The organism is Limnospira fusiformis SAG 85.79 (genome assembly GCF_012516315.1).
GTDB lineage: Bacteria > Cyanobacteriota > Cyanobacteriia > Cyanobacteriales > Microcoleaceae > Limnospira > Limnospira fusiformis.
In genome coordinates this window covers 4,736,793-4,753,661 of sequence record NZ_CP051185.1, presented here as the reverse complement: position 1 = coordinate 4,753,661, position 16,869 = coordinate 4,736,793, and the positions used below count along the sequence as shown (strand labels likewise).

Sequence of the window (16,869 nt, the reverse complement as noted above, 5' to 3'; positions counted from 1 at the left end):
AAGTTCAGTCCCTCAAATCGGCTACCATTTTCTTGAATTGGTCAAAGACTTGATTCAAATATTCCAGCTTTTCTTCAAGTTGATTTAACTTAGAAGATGTCACCAACTCCTGGCTTTCCCAACAGGAATCATCACAGACTTGCACCAGGTTTTCGGCAGTTCCCGGTTCACGGTTTGACAATTTTTCGGGCGGGGAAACGGAAACCAGCTTGACCAGGGGTTGATTATCTTTGGTAATAAAAACCTCTTGTCCGCTGAGGGCTTTTTCCACCAATTCCGATAGATTTAGGTGGGCATCGGATAAATCAATGTGATACATATTTGCGCCTCCTATTGATGCAATTAATCAAGCAACGATCGCATTCAAGTTTAGTTAAAATTATCATCCCAGTTCCCATAACTATTCGGAAGGCGATCGCAATCGTGCCGTGATAATTAACTCGGCATTCTGGGGGTCAAATTCTATGGCAGTCACCATATAACGAATATAAATTATGTTCCTCATCCCCCTGGGAATGCCGGGTTGATCATCTACTGCGATAACCGCTTCTGGTGCGATCGCCAAAAGGCCTTTATCCGCATCTTCCCAAACTAATCCATCCACCCGCACCCGGAAGCGTCGGGGGTTTCCCAGAATGTGATCATCGTTGCCGCCAGCCGTCACTATCCGACCGTCGGAAGTCGGCCACCAAATATCCTCCCCAAATTCCACGCGGGCAACATTGGCGATCGCTTCTTGACGGCGACTCTCACCTCGTGTTACAATGAGATATTCTGGCTTAATTTCAACCAGTTGACCGGTGCGTTGACCGCCATCAACCAGAATCACCGTCGCGGAGAGTGGCAAGGAAAACGGAATCGGTCGCTTTTGTGGTTGGTTTTGGGCTACCAGCACCGGGAGTGCGATCGCTGGTTGAATGTCACCCGTGGCGATCGTCAGACCAGCTAGGGATAGGCAAATCATCAGTTGAGGAGTTCTCATGGCAGGAGTGAGAGACGATATGATTTAATACTAACATCTTCAAGCTGACTCGACCCTTTTTCGGAAACTTCCCCCTTGACATTGGCTAAGTAGTCATTCCCCTACCCCCCATGGTTCTGGGTTCAATTGGCGATAAACGGAGGTTTAATGTTTAGTAAATTAGCCAGTTTATTAACTATCTTAGGAGTCGGCTTGTATTTTACGGGCTGGATTTACCGCTGGGCATATTTCGCCTTTTTTAAACTAGAAGTGACCACGTTAGATTTGCCGATAAAATCGTTTTTTATTGCCCCGATTTAGGTATTTTTTGGGCATTTGTCGGGGGGCGATTGGTCTACTTTCTGGCGCACTTTTCGGGTGGCGATCGCTACCTTTCTGCTAATTTTTCTGAGTCTCAAATTACTGGAATGGAGTAGCGGCAAATTCGCGAATTTCATGAACACCAGCCGTCATTATCTGTTAAAAATAAGCATCAAACAGCACCACTCTCGCGCGACTCGCACTTTGAATGCTTTGCCGGATTTCCAACCCATTAACTATGATAAAAACTTTGTCAATGAATTGGTGATTGCGGGTTGGTGTTTGGCGGGTCTATTTTATCTAGGTCAAACCCAGGGAAACCTAGACGCGATTCGAGATGCCCATAACCATACATCCATGTTGCCTGTGGTAACTATAATTACCCCAGAAAATCAGCTTCCCCTAGGTCGCAAAATCTACGACTTGACTGATGACCCAGTAGTGGGAAATTTTCGATTTATCGGGGATTTAGAACTTTATCAGATGTTACTACAGCGAGATTATAACGACAAAACCCAGGCGGATAACTCCAGCATCTGGCGACTGTTAATTGACCGAGACAGTCAATATTATATTTTCCCATCATTACCAGAAAATGCCCCCCCTAATGTGCGCCCTCCCCTGGTGATTATTCAGCAAAGCAAAGGGGGAGAATATGTGATTATTCTGAGTCCAGAACCGGGTCCGAAAGAACTTTAATGATTGACCTGGGTTTGGTTAACCGGATTTCCATGGGTTGTATGGGGAAACTGACACCTATTAGGATAGCATAATATCAGTGAGTTACACAAGGTACACTAATGGCAAAAAACTATGGTTTCGCTATCCATACCAGTAGCCCCGAATTGGGTTTAGCTATGGGGAAGTTTGGGGAACCTGTGCGCTGCCAAACTTGGCATTTGGGGAGGGATTTATCAACCCAACTCCATCAACATATATCGGAATTTATGCCCCCTCAAACTTGGGCGGATTTACAACTAATAGCGGTGGCGCGGGGTCCGGGAAGTTTTACGGGGACTCGCTTGGGAGTGGTGACGGCGAGAACCCTCGCACAACAGTTAGATATTCCCCTGTTTGCGATTTCTACTTTGGCGGCGGCTGCCTATAATTTAGCGGGGGATTATTCGGGGAATATTGCCCTAGAAATGCCGGCACAACGGGGAGAATTATTTGTGGCTATTTATCAGGTTTCTGCCCAGGGTTTGGTGACCAAATTGCCTGATAGTGTCATGTCTGCCTCACAGTGGGAAATGCGGTTATCTCAAGAAGAAAAACCATTAGAAAAAATCTCGCTGACGGGTGGACTAGGACAGACAAGTTGTGCTATATTGGGATTGGCTACTCTGTTATGGCAACAGGGAAATTGCCCCCACTGGTCGGATGCTTTACCATTTTATGGACAGCATCCGGTTCAGAATTTGAAAGGGGATTAATCCGACCATTTGCGGTTAAGTGGAGATGGTGGAAAGGGTGACAAATAGGGTGGCTAAAATTAAACTGATTCCCAGGGCGATCGCACTAGGCAAGTCGGTCAAAAACTCCCACGGTTTATGGGTTTTGTCGGGGATGCCATAACCTCGCAATTGCATGGCTTTATAGACCTGTTCCGACTGTTGATAACTACGAATTAATAAACTCCCGGCTAAGGCTGCGTAAATCTGCAAATTGCGACGACTGAATTGGTGGGGTTGAAAACCTCTTAATATGGTGGCGCGTTTCATCATTTGCAACTGATGGCTGAGTTCAAATATATATCGGTAGGATATTAATAACATATCGGCTAAAATGGGGGATAAACCAAGCGATCGCATGGCTTTAATTAGGGTGATAAATGAACAGGTCCCCAGCAAGACAACTCCGGTGGTGAAAATGGCTAAAAATCTACTAGCAATTAGCAAAACGGCTAGACTTCCCTCCTGGCGAATAATCAGGGGACCCCAAGACCATAAGACGGTCTGACCGGAAATAAATGGCAATAAGCCAACTACCCCCAATATAAACAGTCCGGGATATTGTAGGCGATCGCCTAAAAAGGATAGCGGCAGTTTGGATATGGTGTATAATGTTAATGTGACTAGCAACATGGGGGGGACTAGCCAGAGTTGTTGAACATTAGCAAAAGCAAACATTAAGATTCCCAATCCAATTAGTTTTGATTGGGGGTTCCATCTATGAATAAATGAATCGAGATTAGCATACTCATCGATCCTAAATTTCATGGTTAATCTCTCCGGTTTAGGAAGGGTGAGTTAAGGGGGGTTATTCAGACTCCCCCATCAATACAGTCTCTTCAGAAATCATCTGATCACATCTCAAAGTCCCTCTCCTCTCTGGGAGAGGGATTTAGGGTGAGGGAAATGTATTAAGCGACTGAGGGATTTAGGGTGAGGGAAATGTATTAAGCGACTGAGGGATTTAGGGTGAGGGAAATGTATTAAGCGACTGAGGGATTTAGGGTGAGGGAAATGTATTAAGGGACTGAGGGATTTAGGGTGAGGGAAATGTATTAAGGGACTGAGGGATTTAGGGTGAGGGAAATGTATTAAGAGACCGAGGGATTTAGGGTGAGGGAAATGTATTAAGCGACTGGGGGATTTAGGGTGAGGGAAATGTATTAAGCGACTGAGGGATTTAGGGTGAGGGAAATGTATTAAGCGACTGAGGGATTTAGGGTGAGGGAAATGTATTAAGCGACTGGTAAACAAGTTATAATAGGGGTTATTGGGTTAATAATTCTGGCTTGACTCGATTCAGAAAATTAACTACCATGGCGGTAAATACTCCCTCAATAAACATCAGGGGAATATGGGCGATAATTAGGGCGATAATGGCAGCTTTTTCGGCTTCACTTTCCAGGGTCGAGGGAAGATTGGTAATCAGGATGGTCAAAAATAAGATGGTTGACAAACCTACACTAGACGCACCTGCTACAAACCCGAATAAATTTAGGCTGATGGTAGGTTTAAAACGCTGACTAAATCGATGTCTACTTTGAAAAATTAGGGCGGCTATTATAGCTGGAATTCCCATAATTATGGCATTAATTCCCAGGGTGGTTAATCCCCCATGTCCGAATATAATCGCCTGGAATATTAAGCCGATTAAAATAGCCGGAAAAGCATAATATCCTAAAATCGCCCCCAGTAGACCATTTAAGATTAGATGAACACTGGCGGGAGGGATGGGGATATGTATGGAGGAAGCGACGAAAAAGGCGGCGGTTAAAAGGGAGGCTTTGGGAATGTTGGCGGTGGGGTTGGCTTGTCGGTTGATTTGACGCAGAGAATACCAGGTTAATAAACCGGTGATTCCATAACCAGCTAAACAAGTTTGCGCGGGAATAATCCCCTCGGAAATGTGCATGATTTAATGATATTTGTCAGGTTTGATGGTGGGTTAGTTTTCGGATTCTTGAGAGGTTATAGGGGGGCTGTTGTCTCCCGTCTCATCAGAGGGTTTTAATCGGGTAAAAAATAGGGCGGTGCCGATAAATCCCCAAATTACGGCGGCGGCGGCTACCCATTTCTGTACGGGGTTTGATGCGGAATTGGAAGCGATCGCATTTTCGCTGCTGTGAGATACCTGTTCCCCTGGGGGACTCACGGGAATGGCAATTAACGCCCCATGTCCTGCTTGACGGACGGTGGCTTCCCACAAACCGCTATTATCGTGGTCGGGAATGAAGACAAAGTGACCATTTTCGTCGGTGTTTCCGGTCATCCAAGGGGTAGTGGGGTCTTGGGGGGTGTAAATTCTCACCTCGGCGTTAGCCATGGGTGTCCCGGTGTCGTAGGTGGCATTAATTTTTATGGCTGAGGTGGTTTGAGATTGGACTATGACCCCATGGGCGATCGCTGATTCCGGTATGGCGATCGTCCAAAATAGTAGGGATATACAAAGTTTCCAGTTCATGAAATCCTCCTGATTATTCAACAATAAGTAATTGATAATTTACCCTAATTCCGTGGGAGTTTATCAATCTCTTTGCATCTGCTTTTCGGCGCAGTGACCCTCACCCACATGGGCTAAATTCGGTAAAATTTCCATGATTCTCTGATAGTCCTCGGTCGCTAGTTGTTCTCTGAGTGTATCTAAATTGGCATCTACACCCTCGGAAGTGGCGATCGCTGCTAGGGGTTCAAAACCTAATGCACGAGTATTAATCGCCGCCTCCGCTTCCGCTTCTCGGTCTCCAAATAAGTGATCAAAATGAAAGGTGGCTTCTAGGTTGGCGCGACTCCCTGGCTGCAAAATACCTTTGCGTTTTTCTCCCACATAATCACCACAAGTAAACGCCATTTCTTGATTAAATCTCAGGTTAAATGGTACAGTTAGACCATCTTTTGATGCCCTCCCCACTAGCATTAATGAATAACCCGCAGCCATACCATCTACCGCCGGAACCATTTGCCACGAAATCGCATTATAGCGCCCCGGTGGTGCGGGGACTTGATTAACTAAAATGGTTTCTGCACTCTGGTCACCTCCTGCTAAATCCACGGTTTTAAATTCTACTAAACTGATGATTTGTTGGGCTAGGGGTTCTACTCCCGCGTGGGGATTATAGGGGATTAAAGTTTGATAGGCTTGGGCATTGGCAAAGGTTATATAAACATGATTAAATGACAATTGCCAACCATCTTTACTCACCCAACCTTCCCGGAGCAAATCTTCTCCATTGGCGCGAAATTCCATAGTCCCAATTTCCGCCGACCCTGGCTGTATAGCAGTGGTTTCGGAGGGAGGGGTTTCTGATGTTTGACTCTGTAGGTTATCGGTGTCAGCACAAGCACATAATGCGATCATACTCAACAATAATATATTGCCTAATCTGCCCAACTGTTTGTTCATATTACACCAATGGTCGGGTTTGCCACCAACATTATACCTAAAACCACTCAGATTTTCCATAATCATAAATTGTCTGATTTGACAATGCCCTTGGGGGGCATATTTATCAATTCTGTGATTCTTAATTATTGCCCCCAATATCACATTATCTTACTAGGGGGGGTAAATTTCTGGTTTGGTTGAGGCTTGCCAGATATTTAAGGTTCAATAATTCTCGATTAACGCGCCCATATTTCCGGGATTTATGAAAGTTTGACAATTCCCATAAACCGGACTGCTTAACCACTCCGACCCTGATTAAATTTTTCGATTTACCCCTTGACAAATTTCGTTTTTCATGGTATAAATTAAGCTGAATATCCCTAATGCCATCTCAACCTACTAGCAGCAAATGTTAACTCGTGCCATAATGTCCTATAATCGTTATGGTAATCATGGGGGTTGGGGAAGTTATCAAACCCAGTCCCTTTCAGGGCCGAAGGATGTCAAGCGGGATTCACAGACTAATAGAAAATTATGAGAGACCTTGACCAGGACAAAACCATTGAGCTACTTAACTCCATCATGGAATTTGAGTTAGCTGGGGTGGTTCGATACACTCACTATTCCTTAATGGTGACCGGACCCAATCGTTTACCCATTGTGCAGTTTTTTCAAGCTCAAGCTACCGAGTCCCTCACCCATGCTCAACAAGCGGGGGAAATTCTCACAGGATTAGAAGGACATCCCAGCCAAAAAATTGCTCCCATTGAGGAAACTTATCAGCATTCGGTACAGGATTTATTGGCGGAAAGTTTCAACCATGAGAAAAAAGCTCTATCTTTGTATAAAGAACTACTGGAAACCGTAGAAAATGCCAGTATTTACCTAGAAGAGTATGCTCGCACTATGATTGGTCAGGAAGAACTACACAGCATCGAAATTCGCAAGATGTTACGCGATTATAGCTGAGGTTATGTCGGCCCGGTGAAACTATAGCAATTAATAGCCTAGGCGGTCTAATTCCTCTCAACCACCTAGGCTGAACTATGATCAAGACTCTGGGAAAGATTTTGATGTTATGATTAATTTGAGCTAGACCCAAAAGATGGCCATAACCCTACTATCCCATTTGAGATAAATACCCACGATGAAACTCCAGGATATCGTCAATACAGATAAACGTTACGATGTCAAAGATATCGCCACAGATGAAGAACTCACCCGTCAGATTCAAAATATTTTGGTGAGTTTGAACTTACTTGATCCCCCTGTCGATGGCATTTATGGCCCCAAGTCAAATGCGGCTATGCACCGTTTTCAAGCGTTGTTAGAATGTCGGGAAAGCGGTTTTTTGGGAACTATCACCGCCCCAAAATTACTGAACACGAAACCAGAGGATATTCGCACAGATATACCCATCCTGAAAATCACTAGGGATACAATTCTGAAGCTGAGACCCGTTGATTCTGCTCAATTAAGTGAATCGGAAAAACAAGGTGCTAAAGCTGGGCAAGAATTTCAGTTATTAGCCTTTGAACCAGACCGAAATCACATCAGAGTTGCTCTCAGAAGTGAAACTTTTAAACAGCATTCAATCTGGTATATTTTTGATAAACACGGGGAAATATATCAGGGGAAAAAGTTAGTTTATCCCAAGTTATTACCAGCGGAAGTGAGATTGCGGAACTTTCCCTATTTTTCTCAACTCGATAACTGGTTTAATCCTACGGGATCATGTAATGTTACCTCGATCGCTATGTGTCTCAGCTATTATCAGGCTCGTCGTCGGGTTAGTTATGGTCAATTTGAAGATGAGTTATATGAATATGCTCTCAATAAGGGCTATAGCCGCCACAGTCCCCAAGATTTAGCCAAAATTGTCCGAGAGTATGGCTGTAAAGACTACTTCACCACTAACGCGACTATTGATGATGTGAAAGAATGGTTGGCGGAAGGAAAACCTACGGTAATTCATGGTTATTTTACCTCCTTTGGTCACATCATGCCAGTAGTAGGTTATAATAGCTCTGGGTTCATAGTTCACGACCCCTATGGCGAATGGTTCTCTAGTGGATATCGTACTGATTTAAGTGGCGCATATCTAACCTATTCTTACTCTTTAATCCGGCGGCTGTGCCTCCCTGACGGCAATTTTTGGGTTCACTTTATTGCCCCATAATTTTAGGGATACAGCTTGTTCACCAGTCGCTTAATACATTGCCCTCACCCTAAATCTGGATCCCAGAGAGGGAGAGGGACTTTGAGAGGTGATCAGATGATTTCTGAACAGGCTGTAATTGAAGCACAAAATATCACTAGAAATTCCGGTTTTCTGTGCCTCGGTCTTCACGACTACCAAATTGGTCCACCAGAAGGGGGATTATTTCCTGGGGTGACAGGAGTAGATGGGGTAGCGGGAGTAGATGGGGTAGCGGGAGTAGATGTGCCTTCTACTGGGGTGGCTTCCAGAAAATTGTTAAAGTCAATATACACGCCGCTGTCGTCTTCGCTTTCAAATAGGGGACTACTGGCTCCGGCACGAACATTAAAAAGCTGTTGTACAGTAGTCACAGGGTCTGAGCCGGGTTTGAGAGTGAATAAAACGCGATCGCCTGAACAGGGAATGGCATTGTCACTAGCCACACATACGACATTTTGGCGATTAACTATGCCGTGGGTAATGTAATTTAACCAACCCAAACTGTAAAAGTTTTGGAACCGCGCGGAAACTTCCCGACAGCGTTGTTCAGAGGTATAGCCGGAACCACTGAAATAGTCCGAATACCATTTAATCACAGGAACCCTTCCTCTGGGTGTGACTGCATAGGTGGTAGGTAAACCGTCTGGCCCTTGTTCACAGATAAACTGAGTTCTGGAAACTGGGGGAGGGTTGACCATAGCCTGGTTAGAGGAATTATCATTAGTTGGTATCGGCTGAGTTGTTTCCTGGGGGGGGTTTGTGCTTTGGATTCCTAGGGGAATGAGTCCGGGGGGTAACAAAACTCGATCAATCACTACAATTACACTATCATTAGGACCGGGAATTGGTAACTGATCAGCGTTAGCCTCGTTAAGCATTAGTTTTTGGTCTCTGGGGTTGCCACTAATGCGAACAGTGTTCCCTTGCCGAGTCGTGATTTCCCCGGATTCTACCTGCTGCTGGGTGATGCGACCAGCGACAACGTGATAGTTTAAAATCTCTCGCAGCATTCCCTGATTTTCTGGCCGGAAAAGGCGATCGCGCATTTCACGGGGCAGATTAGCAAAAGCTGCGTCTGTTGGCGCTAAAATGGTGTAAGTTTCCCCCTGGAGTTGTTGGCTCAAACCGGTGTCTTGTAAGGCTTTCCCCAGTGTCCTCAATCTGTCCTGTTTACCTATAACCTCTGCTAACCCTAAATCGTCTTCTGACTCGTAGTAGGAAGACATGGGGTTAAAAAAGCTATAGAAGGGATAATACTGAGCTAGACTGGGTGCGACACTATGCAGAGCCAGAATGCCTAACGCTGCTGTGCCTACAGACCAATGTTTAAGACTGGTAATATTCATAGTTTTTCTCCGAACACTTTTCACATAGAAAGGCAAGTCGAGCCTATCACTACTGACGACCTCACCAGCAATTATCTATTTCCTAATGGCTGTACCAACCCTGACGCATGATCGCCGCCCCTCTGTTCCATTGTGGCACATTCCCATCATTCCCATTCTAGCCAACTAAATCACTAAATAGGTAATCCCACTCAATATTTACCCTGAATCAGTGGCGATGTACCAGTGGCGATCGCTTCTCCGCACTTGACAAAACTGCCAAAATGTGCATCATTTATCCATAATGTCGAATTGCTGAGTTTTGTTGATTTTTGTCTGGGGTCAGCATCACACTTCTAAAAAGACAGTATACAATAGTAAGTGTACAGTCAATAGCCGATTCAGAGTGAGAGGATAACAAAAATGCCGACAATTAATTTGGCATGGGAAGAGTTAATGATCCAGGCAGATGGGCGTTATCTAAGCGACGCAGAACTAAAACCTTTTCATCAATATATTCAAACCCTGCCGGCGCGGACAAAAACCTATGAAATTCTGCGGGCGAAATCACCGGAACTTATCAAGATTGCCTTGAAAAAGTTTATGCTAATTCACCCGGAAGTAATGCAGCAACACTCCAAGCGCTGTATTTACGATATGAACATGGCGATTTGCTTAATGTCGGTGGCTATGTTACGGGATGACCCCCGCTATTTTCGGGAATCTTTGATGCTGTGGTTAGCTAATATTCTGTCTGCCTATCAGAAAAACGTCGCCTGTCTAAAAGCCTATCACTGCTTGGAAGAAACCATGCAGGAGAAACTTCCCAGCACTTGCAATCAACTACTGAAACCTTACATGGATATCATTATGGAAGTCTTAGACATTCCACCTAAGTTGATGGCAACAGTACAACGGGGCGCGGCGAGTGCTAAAGGTTAGTTAGTATTTTTTGGATGTGATTTTTGGATGCGATTAAAGCATAATAGGAGCGGAAACTATGCCCTTACATGAAACCATCACGACTACCCATAATGCGTCCGTTGAAGAGCGCACATTTGTTCTCAGTAAAATCTATCAGCAAGTCTTAGAACGTCAGCCCTACGAATCGGAACGCAAGCAATTATGGGATTTAGAAAGAGACTTCAAAAAAGGTAAACTAGGAATCCGCCACTTCCTGAAAAGTTTAGTAGTGCGACCTGTTTATTTAGAACATTTCTACGAAAATAGTTCTAACCTGAAGTTTATCGAAAATGCCTGTAAGCATTTTTTAGGGCGCACACCCCACGGAGATGAGGAAATCCACCATTGGGATAATATTCTGCTGCGACATGGTGTAGGCGCACTGGTTTCGGATATGGTGGACTCAGAGGAATATCGTAAATGCTTCGGCTATTTTACTGTTCCCTACTGGCGTGAACAGGCTTTGTATCAGTCGGCGACTGAATACTTAGAAAATGAGCGCCTCGGACATGAACACCCCGGACAGCGCGGCTGGGGTATTCCGAATCACTATCAACAAAAGCTACATATTAACTCTGATAGTGAGAGTGAGGTAGCGAAAACTGAACCAACGCCGCCACAGGAAGACCCGCAACCATCTCCAACGGCGCTGGGAATGATGAACGAAACGGAGGCGGAAAAAATTATGGAGTGTATTCAGACAATTTCTAAAATTCTGTTTGACAACCGCATTCCCGAACAGCGAATATCTCGCAAACGTATGGAAAATGCGATTCGACAACAGGTGTTAGAGTTTATGACTCCAGAAGATGCCGTTTTACTCGGTGAATAGTAGGGTAGTAGGGTGCGTCACCTGACGCACCGCCGGTGGATACCCCGGAGCTCCCTGTTAACTGATTTCGGCATTAGCGACGCTCAAATTAGCGCCTTCTGGGTTGGTATCGAGGATGGGATTACGCGCTTTAATTAAAGCGATCGCCCGATTAACACTCTCAGGTAAAATCACCACCAGAGCCTCCTTGGGAGCCTGGTCTAGGGCGAGATTAATGGCATCTGTCTCATTAAGGATCGTCTCATGCTTAACCCGAGGATCGGGAACCGGTGAAAGGACTTCTTCAATACCCTGAGTAATCAGAACGGCTGCATCTCCGCGAGGTCGTCCTCGGGTATCATCATCTTCCTTAACAATAATCCGGTCAAACATCTTAGCGGACAATTTACCCAGAGTCACAAAATCTTCATCACGGCGATCGCCTGGACCTCCTACCACCCCAATCCGAGGCCCCGGCCAGTTATTGACAAACCCAGACAAGGCTTCATAACTAGCGGGATTATGGGCATAATCGATCAAAGCATGATAACTGCCCATATTAAAGAGATTCATGCGTCCAGGAGTCTGGTCAGCCGACGCAATGAAAGTAGCCAAGGCGGTGCGAATATGCTCAATTTTCACCCCTTGAGCAAAAGCGGCGGCGCAAGCAGCCAAAGCATTAGCAATCATAAACGGAGCCATACCGCCCATAGTGAGGGGAACATTTACCGCCTGTTCAATTCGCAGCGTCCAATCACCCTTGAGAATTGACAGATAGCCATTTTCATAGACGGCGGCCAATCCTCCGGCTTCCGTATGGCGCAGAATAATCTCATTATCGGGATTCATGGAGAAATAAGCCACTTGAGCCTTCACCCGTTCCGACATGGCAGCCACTAGGGGATCATCAGCATTAAGGATAGCATAACCGCGATCGCTAACTGCCTCAGCCACCACACTTTTGACCTTAGCCATTTGTTCAATGGTATCGATATCTCCTAAACCCAGGTGATCAGCAGCGACATTGAGGACGACACCGATATCACAGGTATCAAAACCCAGACCCGATCGCAAAATTCCCCCCCGCGCCGATTCCAGGACGGCGACTTCTACGGTGGGGTCACAGAGGATCAGGTGAGCGCTTTGGGGTCCCGTATTATCCCCCGGTTCAGCCATATAATCGCCGATATAAGTGCCATCGGTGGTGGTATAACCAACTACTTTACCCGTCTGCTTCATAATGTGGGCTAACAGACGAGTGGTGGTAGTTTTGCCATTAGTCCCCGTGACGGAAAGAATGGGAATCCGACTAGGGGAAGACCCAGGGAATAGCATATCCATCACCGCCCCGGCCACATTACGCGGTAGGCCTTCACTGGGGGCGACGTGCATTCTAAATCCTGGGGCGGCGTTGACTTCCACAACCACCCCATCCACCTCCCGCAGGGGTTTAGAAATATCTGGGGTAACTACATCAATTCCGGCCACATCTAGGCCAATAATTTTGGCAACCCGAGCAAATAGCCAGATATTTTCTGGGTGGACTTCATCAGTGCGATCGATAGCACTGCCCCCCGTACTGAGGTTAGCCGTAGCCCGCAAAAAGCAAACTTCCCCCTTTGGTAGGACTGAATCGATAGTATATCCGGCTTCCTCAATCATAGAAAGCACAGTTTGATCAACCACAATTCTGGTGAGGACGTTATCATGTCCATCTCCCCGGCGAGGGTCTTTGTTAGTTTCCTCGATTAATTCCTCAATGGTGGATTTACCATTACCAACCACATGGGCGGGGACTCTTTCCGAAACTGCTACCACCCGACCATTGACGACTAAAACCCGATGATCTCGACCTTTGTAGAATCGCTCAATAATCACACTACGGGTTTTTGAGGCTTCACTGGCTGCATCATAGGCTGTCTGAGCCGTTTCCCAACGAGTCACATCTAGGGTAATACCTCTGCCATGGTTGCCATCTAGGGGTTTAATAGCAATGGGATAGCCCCCCACATCCTCGATCGCATCACTGAGGTCTTCAAAGTAACGAATTACCGTCCCCCGTGGTACAGGAATCCCCGCATCCCGCAGCACTTGTTTAGTGCCTTCCTTATCGCAGGCCAGTTCCACCCCCAAAATACCAGTGCTACTGGTGAGGGTAGCTTGGATGCGCTTTTGATTGACACCATAACCAAACTGGATCATAAAGCGAGCGTTTAGTTGCATCCAGGGGATGTGGCGAAATTCCGCTTCTTTGATGATCGCTTCCGTACTCGGACCGAGGGACCCTTGGGCTTTTAATTCCTTGAGATCTTCGAGGTCTTGAGTGAGTTCTTCAGCCGGATAACTGCCAGTTTCGGCAATACTCTGACACAGACGCACCGCCGCCCGCCCTGCATATCGGCCCGCCTGTTCATTTTCGTATTCATAGACCACCTGAAACACTCCCGCCGTGGAGGTTTCCCGCGTCCGACCAAACCCCACAGGCATTCCGGCTAGTTGTTGCAGTTCCAGCGCCACGTGCTCAATAATATGACCCATTAATGTTCCCCGTTCCACCCGACTGAGAAAGCCACCCCGCACTCCCGGAGAACAACAATGCTCTACTAAACTAGGCAAAACGGAGGTTAAACCTTGATAAAATCCGGGAATATCTGAGGAGTAGCGTTCTGATAATTCTTCTAGGTCAAGACGCATTACGATCAGCTTGTGTCGTCTGATACTCCAGTAGTTAGGACCTCTGAGAGTTTGGATTCTAAGAATTTTCATATCTGTCTCGGTGGGTGATCCAGGAATTATTTTGGTGACAAGTCTCTGTGTTATTCAATGTCAAACTTCAAAGACCTCAAAACTGTTCAATGCGAACAGTTTTGCGACCTGAATATGATACAGCAATCCGAACTATAAGCTGGCTGCTGCTGGGAAGGCGGTGTGGGTTCGCATATTATAACTGTCACCGTGGCAGAGAATATTGACCCGCAGGTTAAATAAGCTCAGTGGGTCCGTAGCCCCCGCCTGGGCTACATTGGTATAGGATAGATCTTTAGCATCTATTATGGTCACGGTTCCCTTACCAATTACCCGCACTCGCCCTTCTCCTTCAAACATGGCGCAGGTGTCTTCATCAATGCCAATCCCCATTTTATCGGGATGGGCGGCGATCGCACTAATTAGACGAGAGAAGCGGTTGCGATTATGAAAATGTTGGTCTACGATCAAATCCGGTAGAATATCCAGCCCGGTAGCCATATCCACTAGCGATCGATTAGGAGATTCCCCACTACCCCCCCCAGCGATCATGTGATGGCTCATCACCGCCGCCCCGGCACTGGTTCCCGCCAGGGCTATTTTACCCGCCCTAGCTGCTACCCGAATTTTCTCCATTAGGGGCGTATCTGCCAACAAACTGTACAGCCTTAACTGATCTCCTCCCGTCATAAACACCCCTGTACAATCCTCTAAATAATCGTGCCATTGTGGATCTTCACAGTGATGTCGCTCCCGAATATCAAACACTTTCAGGGTCTTCGCTCCCATATTCTCAAAAATTTTTTGGTAGCGTTCTCCTTGAATACTCGGTTCTCTGGAGGCTGAGGGAATAATTGCCAGTTGGGCATTTTCCCCCCCAGCACGACTGAAAAAGGTTTGCAGAATCTCACGTCCATGAATCTTATCTTCGGCTCCTCCAATGACTAAAATTGAGGTTTGAGTTTTTGGATTAATCATTTGTTCAAGGGCTTGAGATGTCAACTGCTGCATATTGTTCTCCTCATGATAGGCATGAATTCAACTTAGCGGGCTTCTTTGGCGGACTCCAGATTCTGCACCACCACCCTTTTCCGGGTCTGGTTTGACTTCACTGCCTTCTGACATAAATTTGGCATAAAAGGGGACAGCAAAACTTTGTCTCTTGTGAAGTTGCCCTCCTCGGTTTTAGGTGAGTGACACTAACTATCGCCCTAACCAGAGGATATTTACCCAATTTGACCAAGAATCTGGCTAGTTTCCCAATGGGTTATGGTTCTTTCTCGATTCACCCCATCACCTGCCCGGATTCCCGAATCTCTTGACTTAGAGATGCTCGAACTTAACATTTGCTTAATAGCCAATTTAACTTAAATCCTGTCAGGGAACCCGGATAAATTTGGACTTGAAGGTGATCACACCAGATTCTATTTGCTTGGCAGACCCTCGCTTAATCTCCTTTTGCCGGAAATGCACACAGATGCTGCCAGGAAAAATTACCAAATTAGCGCAAATATTAGCATTTTAGTATATTTTGATACGGATTTAAACAATTCTTTAGACCCACCAGACCCACCGGACTTTCCCAGATTTTCGGGATCGAGGGTGTTACACCAAGCCCCGCTGCCCGATTTTATAACAAGGAGTCTGTTCTTGTTCACGGATCACATCTGTTTTTATCTTTTTGGTTGGTTGCCAGTAAGGCTCAAGTTGTCTAATGGCTGTGGCTAAAAGTATGACGCGCCCATCTTTTTCAGCCATAGTCGGTACCAATTTGCTACAATGCTTCTATCAGCTCCCAGCAAGCGACCGATTGAGAGTAAAAGTCAGGCATTGCCCGAGCCTGCTAACTCTGGGAACGGTTGGCATCAGTCAGTCGTCAGATCTACTGGTTTTGCTGCCTGTCGAGGTATCTCTCAGGAGCAATTCTGGGAAACAAGCACCTACCATAGCAGGTACGGTGGCTGGAGGGTTAATCATACAGTTACTGGCTTGGTTTGAGGTTCCGTGCGATTTGACATTATTACTCTGTTCCCTGAATTTTTCTCTAGCCCCCTACAGTCAGGACTTCTAGCTAAAGCAATAGCTCGCCAGATCGCGGCGGTCTACTGCACTAATCCTAGGGATTTTGCCCTCGACAAGCACCGACGGGTCGATGATGAACCATACGGCGGCGGGGTGGGAATGGTATTGAAACCTGAGCCGATTTTTGCGGCGGTTGAGTCCCTTCCCTCTCTTCCCCGACGAGAGGTGATTATGTTGACCCCCCAGGGGGAAACTATGCACCAGGGACTATTTCGCGATTTGGCTACTGGTTATGACCAACTGGTTTTGATTTGTGGACACTACGAAGGCATCGATGAGCGGGTCATGCACCTGGTGACTCGCGAGGTGTCTTTGGGTGATTTCGTCCTAACTGGGGGCGAAATTCCAGCCCTGGCTTTGATTAATGGTGTGGTGCGCCTGCGACCGGGTACTGTGGGTAAGGTTGAATCCCTCAAGGCGGAGAGTTTTGAGGATGGACTACTAGACTATCCCCACTATACCCGCCCGGCTGAGTTTCGGGGAATGCGTGTCCCTGATGTTTTGCTCTCTGGTAATCATGCTGATATTCAACAATGGCGACGAGAACAACAACTTCAACGCACACAACAGCGCCGTCCTGACCTGTTATCGGGTCTGGAACTTCCTAAGCCGGAAAATTGAACTGACA

The 16,869-nt window shown here is 46.3% G+C and carries 17 protein-coding genes; 7 read left to right on the top strand and 10 right to left on the bottom strand.

Annotated features, from left to right (window positions below; all coding sequences use genetic code 11):
• Nucleotides 1-4: 4 nt before the first annotated feature.
• Together HFV01_RS22490 and HFV01_RS22485 are read right to left on the bottom strand one after the other, a co-directional pair.
• Nucleotides 5-319, bottom strand: a complete 315-nt coding sequence (locus HFV01_RS22490; RefSeq protein WP_193520400.1) for a type II toxin-antitoxin system Phd/YefM family antitoxin — start codon at nucleotides 317-319, stop codon at nucleotides 5-7.
• Nucleotides 320-400: 81 nt separating this feature from the next.
• Nucleotides 401-982 carry a hypothetical protein gene (locus HFV01_RS22485; protein WP_193520399.1) on the bottom strand — a complete coding sequence of 194 codons (582 nt, stop codon included), beginning with the start codon at nucleotides 980-982 and terminating at the stop codon, nucleotides 401-403.
• A gap of 357 nt (nucleotides 983-1,339) precedes the next feature.
• Between HFV01_RS22485 and HFV01_RS22480 the strand changes: the two genes are divergently transcribed.
• Both HFV01_RS22480 and tsaB read left to right on the top strand, forming a co-directional pair.
• Nucleotides 1,340-1,981: a hypothetical protein gene (locus tag HFV01_RS22480; protein ID WP_318285880.1), complete on the top strand. Its 642-nt coding sequence runs from the start codon at nucleotides 1,340-1,342 to the stop codon at nucleotides 1,979-1,981.
• A gap of 101 nt (nucleotides 1,982-2,082) precedes the next feature.
• Nucleotides 2,083-2,715, top strand: a complete 633-nt coding sequence (gene tsaB / locus HFV01_RS22475) for a tRNA (adenosine(37)-N6)-threonylcarbamoyltransferase complex dimerization subunit type 1 TsaB (protein WP_006669099.1) — start codon at nucleotides 2,083-2,085, stop codon at nucleotides 2,713-2,715.
• A 15-nt stretch (nucleotides 2,716-2,730) separates the two neighbouring features.
• Here tsaB and cbiQ read toward each other — a convergent pair whose 3' ends face one another.
• The 4 genes from cbiQ to HFV01_RS22455 form a co-directional block, all read right to left on the bottom strand.
• Nucleotides 2,731-3,501, bottom strand: coding sequence for a cobalt ECF transporter T component CbiQ (gene cbiQ / locus HFV01_RS22470; protein ID WP_006621440.1), 771 nt, complete (start codon nucleotides 3,499-3,501; stop codon nucleotides 2,731-2,733).
• Between the two features lie 499 nt (nucleotides 3,502-4,000).
• The gene (cbiM, locus tag HFV01_RS22465; RefSeq protein WP_046320161.1) at nucleotides 4,001-4,645 is read right to left on the bottom strand and encodes a cobalt transporter CbiM; all 645 of its coding nucleotides are present in this window, start codon (nucleotides 4,643-4,645) and stop codon (nucleotides 4,001-4,003) included.
• Between the two features lie 33 nt (nucleotides 4,646-4,678).
• A complete protein-coding gene (locus HFV01_RS22460) occupies nucleotides 4,679-5,194 on the bottom strand; it encodes a hypothetical protein (RefSeq protein ID WP_006621438.1) in 516 nt (171 codons plus the stop codon).
• 63 nt (nucleotides 5,195-5,257) lie between these two features.
• Nucleotides 5,258-6,199: a hypothetical protein gene (locus HFV01_RS22455; protein WP_006669098.1), complete on the bottom strand. Its 942-nt coding sequence runs from the start codon at nucleotides 6,197-6,199 to the stop codon at nucleotides 5,258-5,260.
• Nucleotides 6,200-6,649: 450 nt separating this feature from the next.
• Here HFV01_RS22455 and HFV01_RS22450 point away from each other — a divergent pair, with 450 nt between their 5' ends.
• Nucleotides 6,650-7,084, top strand: a complete 435-nt coding sequence (locus tag HFV01_RS22450) for a ferritin-like domain-containing protein (RefSeq protein WP_006621436.1) — start codon at nucleotides 6,650-6,652, stop codon at nucleotides 7,082-7,084.
• Between the two features lie 178 nt (nucleotides 7,085-7,262).
• Complete coding sequence (locus HFV01_RS22445; RefSeq protein ID WP_006669097.1) at nucleotides 7,263-8,294, top strand: C39 family peptidase; 1,032 nt, start codon at nucleotides 7,263-7,265, stop codon at nucleotides 8,292-8,294.
• Nucleotides 8,295-8,467: 173 nt separating this feature from the next.
• Here HFV01_RS22445 and HFV01_RS22440 read toward each other — a convergent pair whose 3' ends face one another.
• Nucleotides 8,468-9,661 carry a COP23 domain-containing protein gene (locus HFV01_RS22440; protein WP_006621434.1) on the bottom strand — a complete coding sequence of 398 codons (1,194 nt, stop codon included), beginning with the start codon at nucleotides 9,659-9,661 and terminating at the stop codon, nucleotides 8,468-8,470.
• Between the two features lie 402 nt (nucleotides 9,662-10,063).
• Between HFV01_RS22440 and HFV01_RS22435 the strand changes: the two genes are divergently transcribed.
• Nucleotides 10,064-10,582 carry a bilin-binding protein gene (locus HFV01_RS22435; RefSeq protein ID WP_006621433.1) on the top strand — a complete coding sequence of 173 codons (519 nt, stop codon included), beginning with the start codon at nucleotides 10,064-10,066 and terminating at the stop codon, nucleotides 10,580-10,582.
• A 58-nt stretch (nucleotides 10,583-10,640) separates the two neighbouring features.
• Nucleotides 10,641-11,435: a phycobilisome rod-core linker polypeptide gene (locus tag HFV01_RS22430; RefSeq protein WP_006621432.1), complete on the top strand. Its 795-nt coding sequence runs from the start codon at nucleotides 10,641-10,643 to the stop codon at nucleotides 11,433-11,435.
• A gap of 57 nt (nucleotides 11,436-11,492) precedes the next feature.
• Here the strand turns inward: HFV01_RS22430 and cphA are convergent, their stop codons facing one another.
• From cphA to HFV01_RS22415, 3 genes are all read right to left on the bottom strand, one after another.
• Nucleotides 11,493-14,180, bottom strand: a complete 2,688-nt coding sequence (cphA, locus tag HFV01_RS22425; RefSeq protein ID WP_006669096.1) for a cyanophycin synthetase — start codon at nucleotides 14,178-14,180, stop codon at nucleotides 11,493-11,495.
• Nucleotides 14,181-14,312: 132 nt separating this feature from the next.
• Nucleotides 14,313-15,170: a cyanophycinase gene (locus tag HFV01_RS22420; RefSeq protein WP_006621430.1), complete on the bottom strand. Its 858-nt coding sequence runs from the start codon at nucleotides 15,168-15,170 to the stop codon at nucleotides 14,313-14,315.
• A 594-nt stretch (nucleotides 15,171-15,764) separates the two neighbouring features.
• The gene (locus HFV01_RS22415; RefSeq protein ID WP_006669095.1) at nucleotides 15,765-15,917 is read right to left on the bottom strand and encodes a hypothetical protein; all 153 of its coding nucleotides are present in this window, start codon (nucleotides 15,915-15,917) and stop codon (nucleotides 15,765-15,767) included.
• 246 nt (nucleotides 15,918-16,163) lie between these two features.
• On the opposite strand from HFV01_RS22415, the gene trmD reads away from it, so the two are divergent.
• The gene (trmD, locus tag HFV01_RS22410) at nucleotides 16,164-16,862 is read left to right on the top strand and encodes a tRNA (guanosine(37)-N1)-methyltransferase TrmD (protein WP_006621428.1); all 699 of its coding nucleotides are present in this window, start codon (nucleotides 16,164-16,166) and stop codon (nucleotides 16,860-16,862) included.
• Nucleotides 16,863-16,869: the final 7 nt, after the last annotated feature.